The organism is Streptomyces sp. E-08 (assembly GCF_049913095.1).
Lineage (GTDB): Bacteria > Actinomycetota > Actinomycetes > Streptomycetales > Streptomycetaceae > Streptomyces.
Window position 1 is genome coordinate 7,217,902 of the sequence record NZ_CP183971.1, and the last position, 22,771, is coordinate 7,240,672.

The 22,771-nt window shown below is 70.3% G+C and carries 18 protein-coding genes; all 18 read left to right on the forward strand.

Features of this window, described 5'->3' with window-relative positions; genetic code table 11:
• Positions 1 to 312 precede the first annotated feature (312 nt).
• The 18 genes from ACN9MM_RS33185 (at position 313) to ACN9MM_RS33270 (ending at position 22,743) form a co-directional block, all read left to right on the forward strand.
• A complete protein-coding gene (locus tag ACN9MM_RS33185; RefSeq protein WP_426367422.1) occupies positions 313 to 1,503 on the forward strand; it encodes a cytochrome P450 in 1,191 nt (396 codons plus the stop codon).
• A 331-nt stretch (positions 1,504 to 1,834) separates the two neighbouring features.
• Positions 1,835 to 2,116, forward strand: a complete 282-nt coding sequence (locus tag ACN9MM_RS33190; protein WP_426367423.1) for a hypothetical protein — start codon at positions 1,835 to 1,837, stop codon at positions 2,114 to 2,116.
• Positions 2,117 to 2,291: 175 nt separating this feature from the next.
• Complete coding sequence (locus ACN9MM_RS33195) at positions 2,292 to 2,486, forward strand: hypothetical protein (RefSeq protein WP_426367424.1); 195 nt, start codon at positions 2,292 to 2,294, stop codon at positions 2,484 to 2,486.
• A gap of 117 nt (positions 2,487 to 2,603) precedes the next feature.
• Positions 2,604 to 5,381: a hypothetical protein gene (locus ACN9MM_RS33200; RefSeq protein WP_426367425.1), complete on the forward strand. Its 2,778-nt coding sequence runs from the start codon at positions 2,604 to 2,606 to the stop codon at positions 5,379 to 5,381.
• A 13-nt stretch (positions 5,382 to 5,394) separates the two neighbouring features.
• On the forward strand, positions 5,395 to 6,153 hold the full coding sequence (locus ACN9MM_RS33205) for a hypothetical protein (RefSeq protein ID WP_426367427.1): 759 nt from the start codon (positions 5,395 to 5,397) through the stop codon (positions 6,151 to 6,153).
• A gap of 67 nt (positions 6,154 to 6,220) precedes the next feature.
• The gene (locus ACN9MM_RS33210; protein ID WP_426367428.1) at positions 6,221 to 7,537 is read left to right on the forward strand and encodes a hypothetical protein; all 1,317 of its coding nucleotides are present in this window, start codon (positions 6,221 to 6,223) and stop codon (positions 7,535 to 7,537) included.
• An 11-nt stretch (positions 7,538 to 7,548) separates the two neighbouring features.
• On the forward strand, positions 7,549 to 7,944 hold the full coding sequence (locus ACN9MM_RS33215) for a hypothetical protein (protein ID WP_383784478.1): 396 nt from the start codon (positions 7,549 to 7,551) through the stop codon (positions 7,942 to 7,944).
• Positions 7,945 to 7,963: 19 nt separating this feature from the next.
• Positions 7,964 to 8,161 carry a hypothetical protein gene (locus ACN9MM_RS33220; RefSeq protein WP_426367429.1) on the forward strand — a complete coding sequence of 66 codons (198 nt, stop codon included), beginning with the start codon at positions 7,964 to 7,966 and terminating at the stop codon, positions 8,159 to 8,161.
• Between the two features lie 22 nt (positions 8,162 to 8,183).
• Positions 8,184 to 8,387 carry a hypothetical protein gene (locus tag ACN9MM_RS33225; RefSeq protein WP_426367430.1) on the forward strand — a complete coding sequence of 68 codons (204 nt, stop codon included), beginning with the start codon at positions 8,184 to 8,186 and terminating at the stop codon, positions 8,385 to 8,387.
• A gap of 131 nt (positions 8,388 to 8,518) precedes the next feature.
• The gene (locus ACN9MM_RS33230; RefSeq protein WP_426367431.1) at positions 8,519 to 12,841 is read left to right on the forward strand and encodes an AHH domain-containing protein; all 4,323 of its coding nucleotides are present in this window, start codon (positions 8,519 to 8,521) and stop codon (positions 12,839 to 12,841) included.
• Positions 12,842 to 12,863: 22 nt separating this feature from the next.
• A complete protein-coding gene (locus ACN9MM_RS33235; RefSeq protein ID WP_426367432.1) occupies positions 12,864 to 13,373 on the forward strand; it encodes a hypothetical protein in 510 nt (169 codons plus the stop codon).
• Positions 13,370 to 13,795, forward strand: coding sequence for a hypothetical protein (locus ACN9MM_RS33240; RefSeq protein ID WP_426367434.1), 426 nt, complete (start codon positions 13,370 to 13,372; stop codon positions 13,793 to 13,795). The genes ACN9MM_RS33235 and ACN9MM_RS33240 overlap by 4 nt, the downstream gene beginning before the upstream one ends.
• On the forward strand, positions 13,786 to 15,534 hold the full coding sequence (locus ACN9MM_RS33245) for a hypothetical protein (RefSeq protein WP_426367435.1): 1,749 nt from the start codon (positions 13,786 to 13,788) through the stop codon (positions 15,532 to 15,534). The genes ACN9MM_RS33240 and ACN9MM_RS33245 overlap by 10 nt, the downstream gene beginning before the upstream one ends.
• Entirely contained in the window at positions 15,534 to 15,908 is a 375-nt protein-coding gene (locus tag ACN9MM_RS33250; protein ID WP_426367436.1) for a hypothetical protein, read from the forward strand. Before ACN9MM_RS33245 ends, ACN9MM_RS33250 begins: the two co-directional genes overlap by 1 nt.
• Positions 15,908 to 16,591, forward strand: coding sequence for a hypothetical protein (locus tag ACN9MM_RS33255; RefSeq protein WP_426367437.1), 684 nt, complete (start codon positions 15,908 to 15,910; stop codon positions 16,589 to 16,591). Before ACN9MM_RS33250 ends, ACN9MM_RS33255 begins: the two co-directional genes overlap by 1 nt.
• Positions 16,588 to 17,913 carry a baseplate J/gp47 family protein gene (locus ACN9MM_RS33260; protein WP_426367438.1) on the forward strand — a complete coding sequence of 442 codons (1,326 nt, stop codon included), beginning with the start codon at positions 16,588 to 16,590 and terminating at the stop codon, positions 17,911 to 17,913. Before ACN9MM_RS33255 ends, ACN9MM_RS33260 begins: the two co-directional genes overlap by 4 nt.
• On the forward strand, positions 17,910 to 22,163 hold the full coding sequence (locus ACN9MM_RS33265) for a LamG-like jellyroll fold domain-containing protein (RefSeq protein WP_426367439.1): 4,254 nt from the start codon (positions 17,910 to 17,912) through the stop codon (positions 22,161 to 22,163). The genes ACN9MM_RS33260 and ACN9MM_RS33265 overlap by 4 nt, the downstream gene beginning before the upstream one ends.
• Positions 22,156 to 22,743 carry a hypothetical protein gene (locus ACN9MM_RS33270; protein ID WP_426367441.1) on the forward strand — a complete coding sequence of 196 codons (588 nt, stop codon included), beginning with the start codon at positions 22,156 to 22,158 and terminating at the stop codon, positions 22,741 to 22,743. Before ACN9MM_RS33265 ends, ACN9MM_RS33270 begins: the two co-directional genes overlap by 8 nt.
• The last annotated feature ends 28 nt before the right edge of the window (positions 22,744 to 22,771 follow it).

Sequence of the window (22,771 nt, forward strand, 5' to 3'; positions counted from 1 at the left end):
GAGCGGGTAGGGGTTGGGCTGTTGAGCAACGTTTACCGGGACATCGTGAATGATTGTCTGGTCTTGACCGGTCATCTTCCGTAACTCCCCGAAGCTTTGTGAAAGATCTCTGGCAGGTAGTCATACCAGCCACCCCAGTTGCGTGGTAGCGTCACCGGCGCTCGGCTCGGATGATGTACGGGGAAGGACCGGCGAACAGCCGGTGAAGCACCAGCGAGGCGTTCCACCCACCGGTGATCCGGCGTCTCGCACCGCTCGACTCGCAGGCAGCCAAGGCCTCAACCAGGCCCGATGCACAGGGGGAGACGTTTCGTGGAGCAAGCGGCAGCCGTGGACCCGATCCTGGATCTGGCCCGCCCGTCGATCCTGCGGAACCCCTACCCGGCCTATGCCCGGATGCGGGAGGCCGCGCCGGTCTTCTGGCACGAACTGCTCGGTTCCTGGGTCCTCACCCGCCACGCCGACTGCCTCGCGGTGCTCACGGACAGCAACCGTTTCGCCTCCGACTGGCGCCGCGCCGGGGAGGACATCCCCGCCCCGCTGCTGAGCGTCCAGACCCTCGACCCGCCGGAGCACACCGCCATCCGGCACCTGCTGCTCGACGGCTTCCGCGCCCAGGACCGCCAGGCCCTGCACGACGGCCTGGACCAGCAGATCGCGGACCTGCTCGCGGAGCTGGCCCCGCGGCCCTCCTTCGACTTCGTCGGGGAGCTGGCCGAGCCGGTCGCCCTCCGTTTCGTCACCGCCTTCCTCGGCGTCCCCGCGCCCGAGCTCGACTGGTTCGTGCCGATGTCCCGTACCGTCGTCGACGGTATGGACGCCGGGCTGTGGCCCGAGAAGCACGAGCCCGCCGTCGCGGCCCGCGCGAGGCTCGCGGAGTACGCCGGCGGGTGGCTCGCGGATCCGCCGAAGGAAGGCCTCATCGCGTACGTGGCGGAGCATGCGGCGGACAGTGGCGTGGCAGAAACGGTTCTTCGGAACAGTCTGCGCGCCGTGCTCCACGCGGGCTACGAATCCGCCTCGCGGCTCCTCGGCAACGCCGCGGCCGCCCTCCTCACCACCCCCGGCGCGCTCGACGCGTTCCGGGCGAGCCCGGCCGCGGCCGTGGACGAACTCATCCGGTACGACGCACCGGTCCAGGCGGACGCCCGGGTCTGCGTCACCGACACCGAACTGGGTGGAGTCACCCTCAAGGCGGGTGATCCGGTCACGCTCTTCCTCGGCGCGGCCAACCACGACCCGCTGCGGTTCGACCACCCCACAGAACTGCGACTCGACCGCGCCCCGAACCCGCACCTCGGGTTCGGACGCGGGGCCCATGCCTGTCTGGGCGCGTCCATGGCGATCCGGCTCGCCGGATCGGTCCTCGGGGCCCTGGCCAGGGACTACCCGGACGCACGGGCTGTCGCGGAACCGGACCACCGGCGCAATCTGACCCTCCGCGGTCTCGACCGCTTCGAGGTCACTCTGCGCCCACGAGCGGGGGAGGAGGTTCGACCATGAAGTACTGGCACTGAAACTCACGCGCGTGACGCCCGTCCGGGAGGCGGGCAGCCACGCCGGTGTACGGCTCACGTGCACCCCGCCGGAGCCCGGGCCCGCTGCGCGGCCCGGGCTCCGGCCCATCCCGGGACCACCGCCGCCCCGGCGGCCCTCGCTCCCGGAGCGCCCGGAGGCGCCCGGAGGCCCTGCGGGTTCAACTGATCCGGACGGACACTCCGCGCCGTGCACGCCACGAGAGCGCCACAGAGCCGCCACTCGTGACATCCTCGGACGAACCGCCCACACCGACGTCCCCCCGTGGGCCTTCCTCGTCTCCTGTGCGGAGGGACCCTTGCTCATCAGCCACGCCGTACGTCACGACGCCCTGCACGTGACGCTCCACCGCGACCTGGACGTCACCAACCGCGCCGCGGCCGCCCTCCAGATCCAGGCCCTCGTCCAGGAGCACCGGCCCGCCCGGGTGGTCATCGCGGTCCCGGCCGCCGACCCCAGCCCCGCCACCCTCAGCGCCCTCGCCCGCGCCCACCGCATGTGCGCGGGCCTCGGCGTCCCCCTCACCCTCAGCGGCGCGAGCGACCGCACCTGCAGCCTCCTGGACGCCAACAGCGCCTGACGCGGTGACGCCCGGGAACAGTGACGGTCGATCAGCACTGTCGGTGAACAGTGACGGCCGATCAACACGGTCGGTGACCAAAGGGGCTTCGGCCGAACCGGCTGCGTGGCCGCCCGGCGCGCACGTGTCTAAGCTGAATGAGGGGACGCGGCCGCAGGTGATGGGAGCAGGAGCCATGAGCGGCGGGCACCACTGCAGCACCTTCGTGATCCGTACGGCGGTCGCCGCCGGCGGCCCCGCGATGGCGGCGCTCCGTACCTCCCCGCACCTCCCGCTCCCCGACCACGCCGGCCCGGTGGCCGCGCAGGCCGCAGGAGGCGCCGGCCGCCCCAGGTGCGTCCCGGCCCCCACGTCCGCGGAGGCCCCTTGACGAACCCGGCGCCGCCCGCACCGCAGCGGTCGGTCGACTGCGGTCCGGGCGGCGACGCCCATCATCGAGGGGCGGGCCGCCAGGGGGTGTGGATCCGTGTGCGCAGAGGAGCACGTCATGGGCCGGAACGAGGAACGCAGGCACAGGAACGACCCGGGCCCGCAGCCCGGCCTGCCCCTGAAGCTGTTTCGCGGGGTCGGGGAGCACCGGGACACCGGGGGCGTCCTGCGCAGATACGTCGACCCCGGGGCGACCCTCTTCCGCGCGCCGACCGCCCGCAGGGCCGTCAACACCTTCGTACGCGAGCGCGCGGGGGAGCTCGGGACGGACGGCACGGATCTCCGAGAGGTCAGCAAGGACGAGGCCTCGGGGACACTCAACGTCCGCTACCAACAGTTCCACCAGGACGTCCCCATACTGGGCGCCACGCTCCTGATGGTGGCGGACACGGGGCAGGCGGCCGTCGTTCAGGCGGAGAACACGACGGAGGCCGATGTCTCGGACGCCCCCGACGTGAGCGAGGCGCAGGCCCCCGACCTCGTCGAGAAGAGCGCGCTCGCACCCTTCCGTGAGGGGTACGAGGCCGTCACCGTCGTCCGCGACAATCTGGTCTACCTCCGGGACACGTCCAGGCCCCCGCTCCCGGGCGCGGACCGCCCCACCGCCCCGGCCGCGCTCCTGAAGCAGGGGCAGAGACGCCCCGACGGCAAGCTGCACCTCGTCCACGACCTCATCGTCGAGACCACCGGCCCCTTCGAGCACTTCCGCGTCGTCGTCGACGCCGTCACCGGGAAGCTGCTCTGGATAGGGATCGCGGGTCATTACGTGACGGCGACGCTCAACGTCTACGTACCCGACCCCGTGACGGAGTCGGGCAAGGACCTGAATTCCCTGTCCACCGACGACATGCTGAAGCCGTTCGCCCACGAGGTCCAGACACAGATCGCGTCGCCCGACGGCGACGGCAGGTTCCGCCTCGACGGCGACTGGTGCCGCTGCGTCGACTGGGACGCCTCGGGGTTCGCCCAGCCGGAGTCGGACTCCCCCACCTTCGTGTTCGCCACCCACCCCAAGGACAAGGCGTTCCTCAGTGCGAACGCCTACTACTGGACCGACTCCTTCGCCCGGTATCTCCGCAGCCTGGGCGACCCGGTGCTCAACGCCCGCATGATCAAGGTCGAGATCGACCCGCAGGGAGCCGACAGCACCGACAAGAGCGAGTGGATCGGCACGACGACACCCCCGCGGATGCGTTTCGACATGAAGCTCGTACCGGGGGCCGCCGACCTCGGCATTATCGTGCACGAGTACACGCACGGGGTCGTGCAGTGGCTCAGGCCCGGCGCCACGGAACCCCTGGAGTACGAGCACAGCATCTGCGACGTCATGGCCGGCATCTACCGGGACCAGTTCAACAAGGCGCAGAACCGGCGCACCGAGACCTTCCCCTTCGACAACAACGCGCAGGACCAGTGGAGTCACGCACGCCGGCTCGACCTGACCCAGCGCTTCGACGACGCGGACTTCGGCGACTACTCCGCCGAAGAGCGCACCTCCATGCTGGCTTCGGCGCTGTGGCAGTGCTACCTCGGCATGGGCGGGAAGTCGAATGTGAGTGAGGTGCGGAAGAAGGCCGCCGACAAGATGATCAAGACCCTCCTGGCGATGATCCCGCGCATCCCGGCGAACACACCCCAGAGCAAGAAGAACGCCGTCCTCCTGGGCGAGGCCCTGATCGCCGCGGACGTCACGGTCAACGGCGGTCTGCACCACTACGTGATGAACGACGCCTTCGTCCGCCAGGGGCTCTGGCCGAGGCCGGACGTCGACGTGTTCATCGCCGACTCGGACCAGGACACCGGTCTCCTGCCGAGCGAGGAGCCGTACTGGACCTCGCCCGACATCTGGGTCCGCAACCAGCCCAAGGACAGCCCGGGGGAGGACCCCGAGGCGGGGCCCCAGGATCCCATCGTGGATAGGGAGAACTACCTCTACGTGCGCGTGCACAACCGGGGGACCGTGGAGGCCGGGGCCGACCGGTTCACCCTCAACACCTACCGGTGCGACCCGGGGACCGGCATGACGTGGCCGTCCAGCTTCAAGCCGATCAGCCAGGACGCCCTGATCCGTTCACCGATCCCGCCCGGTGGCTCCGTGCGCGTCGGCCCCTTCCCCTGGACGCCGACCATCGAAGGTCATGAATGCCTGATCGCGATCGTGCACGGTGCGGACGATCCCGCCATCACGTCCACCTCGGCGAAGCCGGTGCCGCACGACCGGCTCGTGCGCTACGACAACAACGTGGGCCAGCGCAACGTCTACCCGAAGAAGTCCATCCTGGGTGGCCAGAGCAGCTTCACCTTCCTGCTCCGGGGCGGGCCGACGGCGACGGACGACTCGTGGGAGCTGGACGCCACGAGCATGCCACCGGACACCCAGATCACCATCCGGACCCTGAGCCGTATCGTGGAGCCCTCCACCCTCACCCACGTGGAGGTGACGGAGCCCGGAGACGTCCGCTCCACGCTGCAGATGTCCGGCGGCGACACGGCGCTCGTCGACGGTTTCCGGCTCGACGCCCATGACGAGGTGTCGGCCGTCCTCACGGTCGACTTCTCCCACGAGGCCGAACACCTCAAGAGCTACGACCTCATCGCCACCCAGGTCCAGGACTTCGAGGTGGCCGGACGCGTCACGCTCGAGATCGTCGCCATCAAGGACCTGGACGAATGGTTCTTCGCCAATCCGAAGACCGGCGAGGTGCACATCAAGACGTGTCCGCTCTGGAACCAGATCAGCGATGCGCACAAGCAGCCGTACGCGCGCATACAGGAGGCGCAGGCACGTGGCTTCAACGGCTGCGCCTTCTGCCTCCCGCAGTTCAACACCGGTTGATGGCGACAGCACGATGACAGCGACGATTCCCTTCACGGACGGTCTGATGCTCCGGTATCTACGACCGGAGAACGTGGAGGCACTGTTGGTCCCGGCCGCCGACCCGGAGCGCGAGCGCGTGCGGTCGCTGCTGGTCTCCGTCTACGACCCGGCCCAGCTCGACATCAGATCGGTGGAGTCCGTCCGCGTCGACCGCACGGAGTTCCAGACCGCCGTCCACGCCACGATCGCCGTCCACGGATCATGGGACAAGTCGATCCCCACCACGGAACAGGCCCGTGCCACCGTCGAGATCCCGGCGACACCCCCGGTGCACTGGATCGACATGTCGCTGGAGACCGTGGTCACGGTGAAGGTGGCACCGGTCGGCAGCCTTCTCTCGTCGGTGGAAGCGGACGCCTGGGCGGCGGCCGGCGGCGCCGGGGCACGGCAGGACGAGTTCGAGCGGGCCTACCGGCTCCAGTACGAGGACCCACCACCCTTCGATCCCTCGGCGCCGGCCCGCAGCCTCCCCCTGCGGGTGTCGACGCTCATCTTCGACCGCCTCGACCCCGTCGGCGCGCTGCGCCGGCTCAGCCAGGCCAGACGGGCGGTCGACATGGCGAGTCCGCAGCCGGAGGCCCACGACGGCACCGCCCTGCTCGCCTCCAGCGCGTGGCTGGCGGTCTTCCCCGCCACCGCCACCGACGAACCGTCACGGACGACCGAGCAACTGGTCGGCGATCTGCTGGCGACCCAGGGATTCGTCGCCGTCTTCGAGACGGCGCCCTGAGCATCCGGCGGGCACCGGCCGCGCCCCCTCCCCGGAGACCGGGCGCGCACACGGTGAGGAGCAGTCGATGCCGTTCAACTACATCACTGTCACAGCGAGCAGCGATCTCTTCGCGCCCGCCACCAGAGCCTTCGGGGACATTCTCGTCATCGGCAAGGGAGCCTTCGGGGGCGTGGCCACGGACGCCCGGCCGTTCACGTACCCGGGCGACGCCGAGACGGCGTACCCGAAGGGGACGACCAAGCTGGTGGACAAGGTCGAACCCCCCACCAAGACCGCCCAGGCCGCGGCCAAGTTCCCGGTCGGAACGCAGGTCGCGATCGGGAAGGACGACTCGGTCGAGGTCCGCACGATAGCGAGCGCGGGCGACGTGACGGGCGGCAAGTCCACCTGGAGCCTCGACGACAACCTGACGAAACCCCACGCGGCGGACGACCCGGTGGTCGCTCTCGGCCTGAGTGATCTCGCCGCCGCCATCGCCCTGGCCTTCCGGCAGACGCCGCCCCCGACCAAGGTCTGGGGCCTTGAGGTGGCCTTCGACAGCCCCGTCTGGACCGGCGCGTTCACTGCGGCCAAGGACGTCCCGGCGCAGATCGTCGTCCTCGCCAACACTCCGTTGAACGAGACTCCGGCCACCAGCCACCCGGTCGACCTCCTGGCCAAGCACGTCATCGAGGTGTCCAACAGCGGCGGAGACGGCAGCGAGCGCATCGGAGTCGCCATGCTGGACCAGACCCTGACGCAGAGCAAGCAGATCGCCCTGAACAAGGGGTCGATCCACGACAACCGCATGGTCCTGGTCGCGCACAAGTCCGGCGACGACGTGGCGGCGGCGGTCGCCGGAGTGATCGCGGGCCAGGAACCCCACATCTCCCTCCTGCTCAAGCCGATCTCCATCGAGATGACCGCCCTCTTCACGGCCGCCGAGATCCAGGACTACTACGACGCCTCGATCAACTGGGTGACGAGCCCGGTGCTGCTCCCCGGCCACGGCCTGTACCTGGGCGAGGGGCTCACCGCCAGCCCGAGCGGCAACAAGAAGTACATCGACATCGTGCGGACCCTGGACGACATCAGCTTCCGGATCAAGGCCACGCTGATCGAGGCCGTCGGCGACGTCCGCATCGACCGCCCGGGGCTGCGCACGGTCGTCACGCTCGTCCAGGGCGCGCTCTCGCCCCTGGTGAGCCGCGGCGTGATCGAGAGCTACGCCATCCACATCCCGCTGCTCGTGCTCCTGGAACGCGACCGCGCCACCCTGAGCGCCGAGGAACTCGAGCTGATCAGGAAGGGGCGGAGCGGCCGGAACGTCGACATGGAGGTCTCGGTCGTCTACGCGGGCGTGATCCACCAGATCGCCGTCAAGCTGGTCCTCAAGGGTTAAGGAGCGATGAGATGCCCGAGGTCAAGTGGGACACCCGGTTGACGGTGATGCTCGGCACCACGGCGGTCACCCCCATCGACTCCTTCAGCCCCACGTTCAACAGTCCGGTGCAGCCCCTGCATTCACTGGAGGCCGACAACGTCGCCCACGTCGTCCAGCCCAAGGCGTTCACCTTCTCCATGGCGGTGAAGGCGATCGGCCCGGTGGTCGCCAAGCTCACCGACATCGCCCTGCACCACGAGAGCTTCAACATCGGCCTCCAGGAGGCTTCCGGCAAGGACTGGACGTTCCAGCAGATCCTGTTCAGCGAATGCTTCATCACGTCCGCCGCGACCACGGTCCTCATCGACGGCGTGCCGACCACCACCTTCAACTGTGTCTGCCTGGAAGTCACCACCACGACCTGACGTGAGTACGGAGGACCCCATGTCGCACCAGGAAGCCGAGCAGCCGGGCGCGCTGCCCGAGGTCACGGGACCGGAGCCCGTCATGGTCTCCGGTCCGGGGGCGGAACTCCACTTCCACTTCCCGATCGAAGTGGTCCTGGCGGGAGACATCGCCGAGGAGACCCGCCAGGAACTCGTCTCTGGCATCTACGAGGCCTTGTACGAGGCCCTCAGCTGACCGCGCGGCCCGGAGAGTTCACATGCCCACCACGATCACCTGCCATTTCCCCATCACGGTCAGGATCACCGGGACGCCCTCGCCCGCCGGTCTGGAACGCCTGGCCGAGGTGGTCGAGCAGGCACTGATCGCACGCCTGGAGTACGCCCGGGCGAAGGTCGCCGCCGCGGGATTCCCCGACATCGTCCCGGCCGACGCCGCCGACCGCGGGCGGGCGGCCCCGTGAAGGCACTCGTCGAGGTCACGCCGGTCACCGCCGCGGAGACGGCGGCAAGCGGCGTGGCGTACCGACGACTCCATCTACCGACGTCGGTGGATTTCACCGGGCCCGGCGAACACCCCTCCTACCAAGCGCAGTTGGAAACGCTGCTGCTCGGCGCGGTCGCCCGGGCCGTCGACAAGGACGACCGGAACGCGGGGATCGCCGGCCCGCGCCCGGGCGGGCCGACGGCCGTCGACGCGACGGCGACCGGATCGCCGGTGGCGTCGGCTCTGGAGGCGCGCGGACATCTCACCTTCGCCATGGCCGTGTCGGACCCGGAGGACGGAAGGGAAGAGACGGCGGGAGCCGGTGGGGAGGGAAAGGAGCGATCCGGTGGGGAGGGAATGGAGCGATCCGGGCAGGGGACGGGCAAGGACCGCCCGGGCAAGACCCCGGCGCAGGAGACGAAGGAGACCGCGGAATCCGGCGAGCCGCCGGCCGACACGCTACAGACCTCCGGGACGGCCACCGCCAAGGACACGGCTACCTCCAAGGACACGGCCGCGAGCCCACCGGCCCCCTCCGCCACCCCACCGGCCTCCTCCACCACCCCGCCGGCCCCTTCCCTCACCCCCTCGCCCGAGCAGACGTCGCCGCAGCCCGCTGCGCCCACGCCCGGCACCACCCGCGCCCCATGGGTGTCGCCGGAGGAAGCCGCCGCAGCCGAGGAGGGCGGGACGGAGGACGTGCGCCTGGCTGCCACCGGCGGCACTCGAAGGAAGACGAGCGTCACCGTGGTGTCGGATCCGCAGAGCCAGGTCGTCGAAGGACCGAGCCCGGTCGACGGACGCGCCGTGATGGTCATCGGCGCCACGCAGCTCGTGCTGCTGGGTGAGGCGACCCGCTACGCACGCTCGCGCAGCCTCATCCACGCGGTCCAACTCGGTGACCACCTCTTCGGCGCCCGCTCCTTCGTCATCCTGGAGGGTTCGCTCGGAACGTCCGAGAGCTACTACCTCGCCGTCGCCACGGCACCCACCGTCACCGACGAGACCATCGGCAGACCCGTGGCGAACTGGGAGCTCGAAGGCCAGAAGATCAGCACCTTCACGGGCTTCCGCGTCCTGCCCTTCATCTCCACGCTGGACGGTCACCGGTACGCGGTGAACCTGCTGTGGACCAAGGAACGCGGCTGGGTGTGGGGAGACTCGGACGAGGGCAGGCGCTGGATCCGGATGAGCCGGTCGGCACAGGAATTCTGGCTCTCCGCCGAAGAGTTGAAGCTCCTCACCTTCCAGGAAGTCGACCGCCTGGTGACCTCCGGCCTCGCCGGGAACGACGAGGATCTGGAAAAGGCCGCCGCCCAGCTGGCCGAGATGAACGCGAAGGCGTTTGCTCTGACAGGCGAGGAGGCGAGGGCAAGGTACCTGGAAGTCCTGGTCAAGGCGTGGACGTTCGAGGAACACCGCAGCGCGATCATCCAGATCATGATCTCGCTGAAGGACCGGTCTGAGTTGAAGGCGGTCCGGGCGCGCCTGATCGAGGCCGGCCTGTACGAACAGCTCTTCGCCGACATGGGAAGCGACCTCTGGGACCTCCTCACGGCGGTCGGCGAGAAGTTCGGCGCCGAGCAGACCCTGACGATGAGGGAATTCGTCGATCTCGTCGCCGAGGCCCTGAACCTGACGATGCGCCACGACGCGGGGCTCAGCCACAACGTACGGCAGGAGCAGACCGCCGTCATCGGCCTCAAGCAGGCGATCGAGATCGAGGAGGCCGTCAGAGCGGTCATGGGATTCGTCCTGGGCATGCTCGAATCCCTGAAGATCATGCTGACCCAGCCCGAGAAGATCCTGTCGGGGCTCTGGGCTCTCCACGAACTCGTGGTGACCTGCCACCTGGCTCAATTCGGCGATCCCGTGTCGACGAGGCGGCTGAGCGATCTGATCAAGCACGTCGGCAAGGCGCTCGTCCACGGGCTGCGCGGAGCCGCGATCCTCGGAGTCGGTCCGCGAGCGCTCACGAGGATCAAGTGGGCCGTGATCGTCGAGGCGCTCACCTGGATGTCGGAGATCCAGGCCGTCGTCGAGGCACTGGCCAAGATCGAGAAGATCGTCGCCATCCTGCGCTTCCTCAAGATGGTCAAGGCGTTCGAAGGCGAGCGGATCGCCGCCCGCTTCACCCGGCTGGCCGGGGCGCTGCACGCGGGCAGCGCCGTACTGAGGGGGCTCAAGGACGAGCACGCGGTCGTGGACCTGATGCTCATGCTGCCCGAAGAGGACGGCATCCGTCTCGGCGCCGTACTGCAGGAGGTCGACATAGCCGAGGGCACCCACCTGGCAGCGCTGATGGAGCATCCCCGGTTCGGCCCCGTGCTCGCCGAGCTCCGGCCGAAGGCCGAGGTACTGGGGGTGCTGGGTGCCAAGTCGGGTGGTCTCACACCGGAGCTGGCGCAGACCTTCGCCCGCCTGACGGGGAAGGACGGCTTCGAGATCGCCGAGGTCTCCAAGGTCGTCGAAGCGCTCCAGGACGGCGAGGGCGCCCGGTTCGCCAAGATGCTGGAGCAGATCGGCTTCGGTCGGATCGGGCCCCGCGCCCAGGTGAAGGCGGACCTGCTGGCGATGCTGGCGGGGGACAGCCGGCGCATGGAGGCCGTGCATCAGTACGGGATCACCGTCGTGGGCCAGATGCACTCCCGCTCCGGCGGAAGCGCGGAGGCCTTCGACGCCATGATCGCGAAGCTGGAGAAGATGCGCGCGCAGCACATGGCCGAGGGCAAGGCCGTGGAGTTCGGCGAGCTGGTCGAGAAGCTCAACCAGGGGAAGAAGGGGGCATGGCGGCGGGTGGACCGGCCGCCCAAGGCGCCCCGCGTCAAGGCGACGGCCGCTGAACTCGCCCCGGTCAAGCAGCGGATCAAGGAACTGCGCAAGCGGTTCCCCAAGGGCGAGGTCAAGAACCCGAAGGCGATGGAGAACGCGCTACGGCAGATCTCGCGGGCGGCAGAGACCGACCCCGCGAAGGCCATGGAGCAGCTGGAGAAGTTCGAGGACCTGGTCAAGGCCGAGGCCACGACCGAGGGACACGTCGCCGACATCGTGGCGGAGGCGGAGGGGAAGGCGACCCGCGAGGCCAAGGCCCTGCATCACGAGGCCGAGGAGGCTCCGGCGCAGGCACTCAGCGCCCGCGACGAGCTCAAGTCGAAGACCGGGGTGGCCGGGTCGCCCTCGTACGAGTTGAGGCAGTCCATGGAACGCATCGGCCAGTACCAGGAGGAGGGGAACGTTCCGCACCACGCCGCCGCGGCGCGCGACGTTCGTGCCGAGGTGCCCAGGGCCATCCTCGAGGAGGTGGGCATCAATCCGGCAGACGACCCGCTGAACGGTGTCTACCTGCCCAGGACCTCCATGGACCCGAAGATCATCCCCCAGGGCTGGACGCGTCACGAGGTGCTGCACACGGACAACTACTACAAGTGGATCACGCAGACGCTGGTCGAGGCGAGGAAGGAGGGCGGGGCGGAAGGCGTGATCCGTGCGCTGTCCGAGATCAAGGAGAAACTCATCAGCGGGAAGCACCTGCCGCGTGACGTGGGCGTGCCCCATGAGAGTTTCGTCGAGTGGTTCGCCAAGTACCGGCACAACCTGGACTGGCTGACCGACGCGGAGCAGCTGGAGCTGCTCGATCGGTTGAGGGCTGCGAAGCAGAGGAAGCGAGCGCCGAGGGTCACCCGGAGGGCGAGTCCGAGGGGGACGGCAGCCGACGCAGGACCGCAGCTCCGGCCCCCGGAGAAGGCGAAGGCCAGGCCGGAGACCAAGCCGAAGCCCGAGCCCGCAGCCGAACCCAAGCCCAAGCTCAAGCCCCAGCAGAAGGCCGAGGCCGAACCCAAGGCCAAGAGCAAGACGGAGGCCAAGGCACAGGCCAAGGCAGAGGCCAAAGCGAAGGCCAAGGCAGAGGCGAAGGCCAAGGCGAAGGCGAAGTCGAAGGCCAAGGCAGCGGCGAAGGAGAACGCCAAGGCCAAGGCGGACGCGAAGTCCAAGGCCAAGGCGAAGCCCAAGGCCGAGGTCAAGCCCGAGCCCGGGCCCGAGGCCACGACAGAGGCCAGGCATGAGCCCGAGGCCAAGCCCGAGGTCAAGCCCGAGCCCGAGGCCACGACAGAGGCCAGGCCCAAGCCCGAGCCCAAGCCCGAGCCCGGGACGACGGCAGAGGTCGAGCCCGATCCGGACGCGCGCCTGCGGATCGACATCGAGGACGACCCCGTGGCCGCCGCCGCGGCGGGCCGCCGTGTGCGGGTCGACCCCACGCCACGCAAACCGAAACCGCGCTACCGCGTCGACCCGACTCCACCCGCCCGCGTCGACCCCCAGGTCGGCGAGGACGTGCTCGGCGAACCGCTGTACGAGATCCCGGGAGACGTGCCGGAGCCGGAGCCGGAGCGGAAGAGGAAGCGCGCGCACAGGCGAGGAGGCCCGAGGACATGACCAGGGAAGGGAGGTGCGGACGATGCCGGCCGGTTTCAACGTTCCCGTCCTGATCGGCGCGGTGCCGCTGTTCACGGTCACCAGTCTGACTCTCAGCGAGGGCTACCAGGTGGCCAGGATCGCCGGCAGCCGTCTCACCCAGCTCACGGCGCCGACGACCAGAACGATCAGCGTGGAGGCCGTACTCGTCGGCCAGACAAGGCTGTTGTCCAAGAAGGGCCTGGAGACGATGGCGCTGACCTCCCGGGCACTGGCGGGCTCCACGGCGCCGTTGATGAAGCTGGCCGGGCTTCCGGTGGTCTGCGGGATGACCGTCAGCCTCGACATGCAGATCACCAGCCTGCGCTTCACGCAGTCCAACCAGAAGAGGGACGCCGTGGACGTCACCATCAGCCTCGAACAGGTCCCGCGCTCCAGCCTGACCGCGATACTCGGGGAGGCCCTTGACCTCGCGCTCGCCGTCGGCTCCGCCGCGATCCCCACCGTGAGCAAGACGCGTTCGCTCGCTCGCCAGCTGGGCGGCGGACTGTGAGCGCCGAACTGCTCTTCCACCGACTGCCGGTCGATCCCGACGCGGGCCTTCCGCAGGTCTTCCGGTGTCCGGTGGGTGAGGCCACCTATGACTTCGCCCTGTACGCCAACTTCGACGGCGGCGAGGACGACCCTCCCGAGACGCTGTACGACCTCGCGGCGTACAGCCGCGCACCCCAGCCGAACGATCCCGGCCTGCGGCCCGTACCTCCCGGTCATCTGGTGCTCAGGGTGGAGGGCCCCGGCCCCGACGGCCCGCGTGTCCTGCTCCTGCGCAAGCTCGTCCCCGAGCCGGATCTCGTGCACGAGGCGGGTCCGCTGGCCGTCAGGCTCGTCGAGGCGACGGTCGCCAGGGGCAACCTCAACGGACTGGGCCACTACGGCTCCCGGATCGTGATCGGGGTGGCACGGCGATGGGAGTGATCCTCTGGTACCAGCTCGACTTCCCGATCCTTCGGCTGAAGATCTCGAACGACGTCCGCAGCGGGTCGGTACTGGCCGACGCCGAGATCTCGATCACGTACGCGATCGGTGAACCGGGCACGTTCGAGATCGCCTTCGAGGACCTGCCGCTCCCCGTCCACAAGGTGCTGACGGACGCGCTCGCGGAGAAGCCCGGTCCGGACGGCGGGGTCGACGTGGACATCCACCTCGGATACCTGGACGACCCCTCCGGGCAGGAAGTGGTCCTGTCGGGCAGGGTCGACGCGATCAGGTCGGCGACCCGGTTCCCTCCGCTCGGCATCCGCCTCACCGGGCACGAGGAAGCCGCGTACCGGCTGCTCAACCACACCGACCCGGGCAGCAGACCCCCCACGGCCGCCCTCTCGAAGAAGGAGACGACGCCCTACGACGCGGCGAAGGCCATCGTCGGGCTCGCCGGAGTCGACCTGGTGGGCCCGGAGGAACCCGACGCCCCCGAACGCCCGATCAACAGGTCCGGCAAGAACTCCTTCGCGCTGCTCAAGGCCATGGCCTCCGACTTCGGTTACGAGATCCTCGTCCAGGACGGCAAGGCCCAGTGCGGGTTGACGCTCAGCTCTCCGCCCAGCGAGAGCAGGTTCCCCTTCATTCCCCCGGCCGCGTTGCTCGCGGCCGCGATGCTCGCGGAAGACTGTCTCGTCGAGTACAAGACGATGACCGTGGCCCGGCTGGCCGAGTTCAGACCCTCCCAGCTGGAAGCGGTCGGCAAACAGCCGGCCGTGGTCACCGACAAGCCGGACCCGGACAACGTCGAGCTCTTCGACTTCACGGTTCTCGGCGTCCCCTCCCTGCGGGCCGGCCAGATGGTCGCCGCCGGAGTGGAGGGCTACGAGAAGCCGCTCATGAACTTTCGTGTCCTTCAGCTGACCCACACGTTCTCGCCGAAGAACGGATACACCTGCACCGGGCGTGCCGTGGAGTTCAGCGGCGTGGGCGGCAACCACCGGCGCAGCGAGCTCGCCCGCAAGGCGACCCCGCACTCGATCGGGGACCTGATCGCCGGCAAGGCCCAGGAGCGCGCAGCCGCCACCCCCTCCGTCGATGTCGGCCAGGTCGACACGGCCAAGCCGGACAAGCGGGTGGCGAACGTGACCGTCGGCCAGCAGTCCGACCACGCCAAGGCGTCGCCCAGCGTGGACCTGCCCGTCACCGGAGAGAGCGGAGAACGGTACGACAGGCCCCTCGTGTCGCCGTTCGCCTGGCACAACGTCGGCCTGTCGGTCCCGGTGTACCCGGGCATGCGCGCGATCCTCAACCAGGTCAGGGGTGACCCGGACGACGGCGTGGTGACCGGCTTCGTGTGGGCCAACGATCCCGAGATGGAACGTCCCAAGTCCTACGAGGGCGACTGGTGGCTCTGTCTGCCCACCGAGGTCACCCCCGGAACCACGCCCCAGCCCACGGGGAAGTCCGCCAACGACCTGATCACCGCCGAAGGCCGCCGGGTCGTGGAGGCGATCGGGCTGAAGATCGCGATAGGCAAGGAGGTCTGCTCACAGGTCGGTACGCGCCCCATCGAAGGCGATGCCGAAGTTCTCCTGATCACCCACGCGACGGGGACCACCGTCAAGATCGACTCCGACGGAAAGGTCACCGTCGACGCGGGCAAGCAGGACGTGGTGCTCAGATCCGAGGGAGTGACCCTCACGATCGGCCAGGGAAAGGTGGCGATCAGCTGATGTCCCTCGTACTCGTCGAAGGCGCGATCATCGAGTGCACCCACAAGGGCAGGCTCAGACTCGCCGCGGGTGACCCCCGGGTCACCGTCAAGGGCAAGGGAGTCGTCCTCGCGGGCAAGGAGAGCGGCCTCCAGTTCGGCTCGGCGACCGCCCCCGTACCGGGCATGATCACCCCCTGCACCGCGAATTCCGGCGGGGTGGAGAAAGCCTGTCTCATCACGGCACCGGCGACCCCCGACGGATTCACGAAGAAGCTGACCGTCGGCGGCACCCCCGTCCTGCTGGCCACGGCCTCCGGGGTCACCACCAGCGTGCAGGGCGCGGCGCGGTGGACGGTGGCCGACGCCGGCCAGGACCTGCTGGAGAGCCTCTGATGACCGGGAACGAACCGCTGGAACCGCGCGACGACCGTCCCGCCGACGGTGCCGAGATCGGTCTCCCGTCCGGAGACCGACCCGGAGGACAGACCGGAGACTCCCTGAGGGCCGGCCCCTCACCCCCCGCCCCGGCCCTCGCGACCGCCTTCCGCGTCTCGTCGGCCGGATCGGAGCCGGCCGCCGCCGCGATGCGCCCTTACGTCTCCGGCGACACCCCTCCGCAAGGTACGCCGAGCCTCGGCCGCAGCCTCGCCCTCGACGAGGGGGACCTCGTCCTCGACGAAAGGTCCCACGACCTCGCCCTCGTCGTCGGAGCCGACGCCCTGAGCCAGGCACTGGAGCTGGGCGTCGCCACCCAGCGGGGCAGCGACCGGCTCAACACCGTGTTCGGCTTCGACCGCCTGGCCATCGGTGTCTACGCCGAGGACCTGCCCACCCGCAAGCAGTTCCTCACGATGGAACTCGTCCGCTGCCTCAGCTCGGACCTCCGGGTCACCGATGTGCGCGAGGTGTTCTTCGACGACGAACCGCGCTACCTGGAGCTGCTGCCCGGACTCGACGCCGAGACCCACCGGCGGGAAGTCGCCGCAGCGCACGCGGCACGCGTCTACGCGGTCTACGCCATCGTCGACACCGTCGCGAACACCACAGTCACCCTCCGAGCAAGGGGGACCCCATGACCTCCGAGGAACGGTTCGGCGTCGCCGAGGACGGATTCGTCGTCAAGGGCATCGACCGGATCATCGCCGACCAGCAGACCCGCGCCCGCGCCATGTTCGGCGACGACGTCGACCTCACTTCGGGCAGCGCCCTGCGCAAGGTCCTGGACGCCGCGGCCCTCGAAACCCACGCCCTGTGGCGGGCCCTCGAATCCCAGTACTACGGCACCTTCGTCACCACCGCCGAAGGGCCCGGTCTCGACCTGCTCGGCTGCGACCTGGGCCTGCGACGCCGCGAACTGCGGGCCCACGGAACCGTCCTCCTCACGATCGCGAAGGGGGAACCCGGCCGCCGCTACGCCCTCCCGCAGGGCACGGTCATCGTGACCGAGCGCGCGGCAGGCGGGCCCGTCATGACCTTCCGCACCACGGGGGCGGTCGTCCTCTCCGCGGAGGAGAGGACCGCCACCGCCGAGGCCGAGGCCGTCGAGCGCGGCGAGGCCGGGAACATCTCCGGCGGCGCGAAGATGCACCTCGACCCCGAATGGGCCCGGCGCAACCTCAACCTGGGTGCCGCCGAGGTCGCTGCCGTCACGCAAGAGGCCTTCCACGACGGTGACGTGTGCGAGTCCGACGCCGTCTACCGGGCCCGCCTGCTCGGCGTCCCCCGCACCGTATGGACGCAGGAAGCGCTGCTCGCCCAGGTGCTCGACGTGAACGGCGTGCGGGACGCGGCGATCTTCGACCCGCTCGGCGGGGTCGAGGCCACCCGTCGCGCCTACGGGACCTTCCGCTTCGGCAGCCGCGCCTTCTCCCGGGAGCGCCAGACCGGCTCCCCCTACTTCTTCGACATCGTCGTCGCCGCCGAGCCCGGCTGGCCGTGGCACGACGGAGAGTCACTCGTCCCCGGCCTGTACGAAGAGGTGGTCGACGTCGTACGGCAGTGGCGACCGGTGTCGATCTTCCCCGACATCCTCGCGGCCAACCAGGTCGACGTCGGGCTGCGCGCCACCCTCGTCGTCGAGGCGGGCCACGACGAGGAAGCCGTCAAAGGCGCGATCCTCGACGCCGTACGGGCCTCCGTCAACCGGCTCCGGCTCGGACACGGCGTGCTCCACTCCGACATCGTGCTCAGCGCCCGCACCGCCGCCGGCGTGGTGGACGTGCAGAACCTGCGGCTGCGCCGCTTCGCCCCCGCCTTCGGGCAGACCGCCTACGGCGGTGGCACCTACGGCGGGTCCCAGGAACTGTCCGTGGGCGAGAACCTGGACCTCGCCCCCGACGAGATCGCCCGCTTCTCCGTGGACACCTCCATGGCCGACCTCCAGGTCGTGGTCACATGAACACGACACGATCCTGCGGACCTCCGCGCCTCCGCGACCCGCTGCCGGGCGGCGCCCTCGCCGTCATGCGGGACGCCCTCCCCGCCCCGTACGACCGGGGGATGGAACACATGTCCCTTCCGCTGGTCACCGAGCAGGACAGTGAGGAGGTCACCGTCCCGCCGTACGACTTCGACCGTTACGAGCACGTCTACGGCAAGCCGCCCGCCTCCCCCCGCTACCTGCTCGCCCCCCGGCAGGACGTCACCCGGCCCCTCACCGTCCGGGTCTGCTACATCCGGGACAAGGGCATGAAGACGGAGCACGTCGACCTGCACATCCCGGCGGGCCACCCGGCCGGACGCGCCGTGACCGTGCCGATCCCCGGCCGCGCGGCCGAGGTCACCGACCGGCTGCGGCTCGTCACACTCGCCCCCGTCGCCCCCACCCGTACCTTCGGCACCGTCACCTGGGACGTCACCGCGCTGCTCGGAAACCTGGCCAAACTGCTCTGGATCATCGGCGCGGAACACGAGCTCGTCGCCGACCACCTCCGGGACGTGACGGCTCAGCGCAACACCGAGACCGCCCATGGCGTCAGCCTCGACCTCCTCGGTCTCGACCTGGGCGCCCCCCGCTTCCCGCCCCGGCCCCACACCGTGGACGACGCCACGATCGCGCTCTTCCACCTCGACGACGTCCCCCCGCCCGACGAGGACGGAGTCCAGGACCCCGCCGCGCCGGTGACCACCGTCGTCGACGCCGCCGCGCCCGCCCGCCCGGGGGTGAACACCGGCGCCCGCAGTGGCCGGACGGGGCGCTTCGCGCACGCCTTCGGCTTCGGCCTCGGCTTCGGCCTCGGCTTCGACTCCGGGCCGGACACGAGCTTCATCAGCGTCGACGACGCCCCGGCCTTCGCCCTCCCGGCCTCCGCCGACTTCACCGTCGAAGCGGTCGTGCGGCCCGACCGGGCCACCACGACCACGGGGGTCGTCGTCGCCAAGCGCATGCGGCTCGACACCCTGGAAGACAAGGGCTGGGCCCTGACCGTGGGCACCTTCCGCGGCATCGACCACAACCTCCGCTTCTCCCTCTCCGACGGCAGCACGGTGGTCGACCTGTTCGCCGACCACGACCTCGCGGACGGCGCCTTCCACCACATCGCCGGCGTGCTCGCCCGCGAGGAGGGCACCAGCACCGTCCTGCTCCACGTCGACGGGCAGGAGGTGGCCCGCCGCGTCACGGGCGCACCCCTCGGCGCCCTGACCAGCGCCGCCAAGCTCGTGATCGGCCGGGCAACGGAGTCCCCGGAGAAGCAGGACCCCGCCGCCCAGTACACAGGTCTGATCGAAGAGGTACGGCTCTCCGGCACGGCTCGCGACACCTTCGCCCCGGTCACCGGCGAGCCCGACGGGCAGTACCGCCGCCGGCTCCAGATCTTCCACTCCTGGCTCCTGCCCACCCCCGACCGGCTCCAGGCCGCGGTGAACGCGGCGGCCGGAGCGATCGCCCTCGCCCCGGAGGACCACGAGCCGTTCGTGGTGGAGGAACAGAGCAGGACCGTGGCCGCCGGCGGACTGCCTCTGCGCGTCCTTCCGGCGAAGCTCACGTTGAGCCAGTCCGTCACGGCCGAGGGTGAGTTCGGCACACCGGAGGAGGCAGCCGTCGGCACCGCCGCCCGGGACGAGCCCGACTTCGACCCGGCCTGGCTGATCAGCCGCCCCGCAGAGGCCGGACTGACGTTCGCGGACGACGAGGACAGCCACCGGATGCAACTCGGCGTCTCCCGCGCCCTGGACGCTCTCCTGCTCCGCCTCGCCGCCCGGGACCGCCCCGCCGGCGGCGCACTGCACGTGGTCAAGGCGTACGACGCCACCTCCACCGGCCTGCACGGAGTCGGGCGCGCCGTCCTGCTCACCCATACGCCGGGCGTCACCCCCGAACGGCTCGGAGCGCTCGCCCACGCGGCCGGATTCGGCTGGGTCCAGCACACCAGGGACGGACTCGTCCACGCCGCCCAACCGCGCGGCGAGGTCTTCCGGATCACCACGGCCACCGCGGACGACGCCGCCGGCCGGCCGGACGTCACGGAAGGCGACACGCTCGTCCTCGGCGTCTTCCCCGACCCCTCCCGGTTCACCGACGCCGAGATCCGGTGGTCCATCCTCCGCTCGGGAGCCGGCGACGCCGCCTTCCCGCCGCGCAAACCCGGCACCCTGCACGCCCTCGCCGCCGGCGACGTCTCGGTCCGCGTCGAGGTCGTACGCCACGGCCACGTCGCCGGCGGCACCCGCCGGATCCGGATCGGTCTGGCCGACTCCTCCCTCACCGCCGGACACAGCATCAGCGGCACCGGTCGCCGCGACCCCACCGAGGCGGCCGCGGCCGGCCCGCCCACCAGCGACTTCGACCCGAACACGCTGCGCGTACGCACCGACGACCTGGACCGGGCCCCGCGCCCCGTCGAGTACGGCGACGAGCCCAGGAACCGGCTCATGCAGCGCGTCACCGCCGACGCCCTCGTCCGGCTGCTCGACCTGCTCAAGGGCACGGCCGGCACGCTCATGGTGCTGGTGTCGTACGTCCCGGAGAAGGCCCAGGGGCCACCGCCCCCCGGCTCCGAACCCGACCCCGACGCGGCCCTCCACGCCCAGGGCCGGGCCCTGCGGCTCCGCCACACCACACTGACCGCGTCGGCCCTCGCGGCACGGGCCTTCGCGGCGGGCTTCGACCTCATCCGGATCGACTCGCCCCCGTCCGGCGATCCGGACGGACCGGAGACCGTCCGGGTCGCCGTCGCCCCCGGCGAACAACTGACGGTGACCGGCCCCGGCGAGGTCGTGACGGGGGAGTCCGTCCAGGTCGAGGTCGATCCCGCCGCCGAACCCACCGCGGCCTGCTTCGCCGCCGACGGCTCACGCGTCTTCCTCGCCGAACCGGGCACGCACAGGGTCACCTCCTTCACCTTGAAGGGGGCAGGTCCGCGCCCCGCGTTCCGCCGGGACACCTCACCACGCAGGGTCGCACCCTTCCCCGGCTCCCTCGCCTTCGGCGGCGGACACCTCTTCGTGGCGCACGAACGGCTCGGCCGGATCTCCGTCCTGAACCCGGACCTGGAGCCGGCCACCACCCCGTCGGACCTCACCTGCTCCGGTCCCGCGGTCCTGGCGGCCGACACCAGTCGGCTGTACGTCGGCTGCACCGACCAGAACCTGCGCGCCTTCGCCCTGACGACCGGCGCGCAGGCGGCGCCGCTGCACCTGCCCGCCGCGCCGCGGTCCCTCGCGGTCGCCGCCGGCAGCCCCTCCCTGTTCGCCGTCCTGGACAACGGCCGGTGGTGCCGCGTGGAGCGCGCGACGCTGACCCTGCACGAGACGGTCGACACGGGCGATCCGACCGCCCACTCCGTCGCTGTCACCGCGGACGGGAAGAAGCTCTACGTGATCTGCCCCGGAGCCGACCCTGCCGACGGCGGTCAGATCCGCGTCTACAGTCCGCCGGGCACCAGCCCGACGGCCGTCATCAGCGGTTTTCCCGCGGGTGCGGCGCCGGTGGCCCTGAGCCTCAGCGGCGACGAGAAGCTGCTGTACGTGGCGACGGAAGGCTCGTCCTCGGCTGCCGGCCGGGTGCACCTCGTCGACGTCGCCACCGACGTCCGCCTGCCGCAGGTGTTCAGCCCGGGACGAGGCGGGCCCGCCCTCGCCGCGAGTCCCGCCGGTGCCCCGTACCCGCCCCGCCTCGTCATGGCTCCGCGCCACGGCGGCACCGTGCTCCTCGCCGATCCCGCTCCTCTCGGCGAGCACCCGCCCGGCCCGCCGCGGCTCGACACCGAGCTTCCGCTGGGCACCGGCACGGGCGAGGTCCTCGTGTGGTCCTCCATCCCGCACGGATACGGCGCCGCCGAGCCGAAGACACCCGACGCCCCGGTGTGCGAGGTCGTCGGCCGAGTCCCCGGACGCGTCACGATCCGGGCGACGTACCTCCCCGCCGACGGGCTCAGGCCCTACCAGTGCGAGGTCAGGCTCAAGGACTCGCTGGACCTCTTGCCCGAGGCGGCCATCACGAAGGACCAGTACGACCTGATCCTCAACGTCCTCAACTGGTTCCACCCCCTCGGCGTGGAATGCCGGACCGACCGCCTGAGGGCCCTGGCCGGTCTCGATCCCGAGGAGACCGAACGGCCCCGGCTGTACACGTTCCCGACGTACCACGTCGCGGATCCCTTCTCGTCCTCCTTCGTCCGCCTCCGCAAGGACCATCGACATGATTGAGCACTACAAGCCGCAGTTCACCCACAAGGACTGGATCGACAACCAGGACCGAGTCCAGGCGGGTGGTGAGGACGGGCTCAACCGCCGGTTCCACCTGCTGGAGGAGGAGTTCGCGGGGCTGGCGGAGAATCAGATCAACCCGATCATCGAATCGCTGGGCACCCCGACGCGCCATCTCACGCTCACCCCTGCCCTGGTGTCCTACAGCGACGCCGGGGCCGAGGTGCCGCCCTGGTCGCAGCACATCGACACGGTCGAGAAGCCGACGGACGCGACCGAGGCACACGGTTTCATGAACGTGGTGCTTCCGGACGGTGCACTCGTGCGGTCGCTGCTCGTGACCGGTAGCAATCTGTCCAGCACAGGCACGCTGAGGGTGGCCCTCGTGGGCGTCGACATCACCATCGGTGGAGGCACCGGCTTCCTCGTCGAGTCCACGAGTCTGGGCACTCCGGCGGGACCACCGGGCGAGGTGAAGATCTCGAACGACACACACCGCTACTACCTGACAGTCGACGTCAGCGGGGCGGAAGAAGACAAGTCGGTGACGGTCTTCTGCGTCCAGCTCGCCTATCAGTGACGTCCGGAAGGCCCGTCGGCACAGCGAG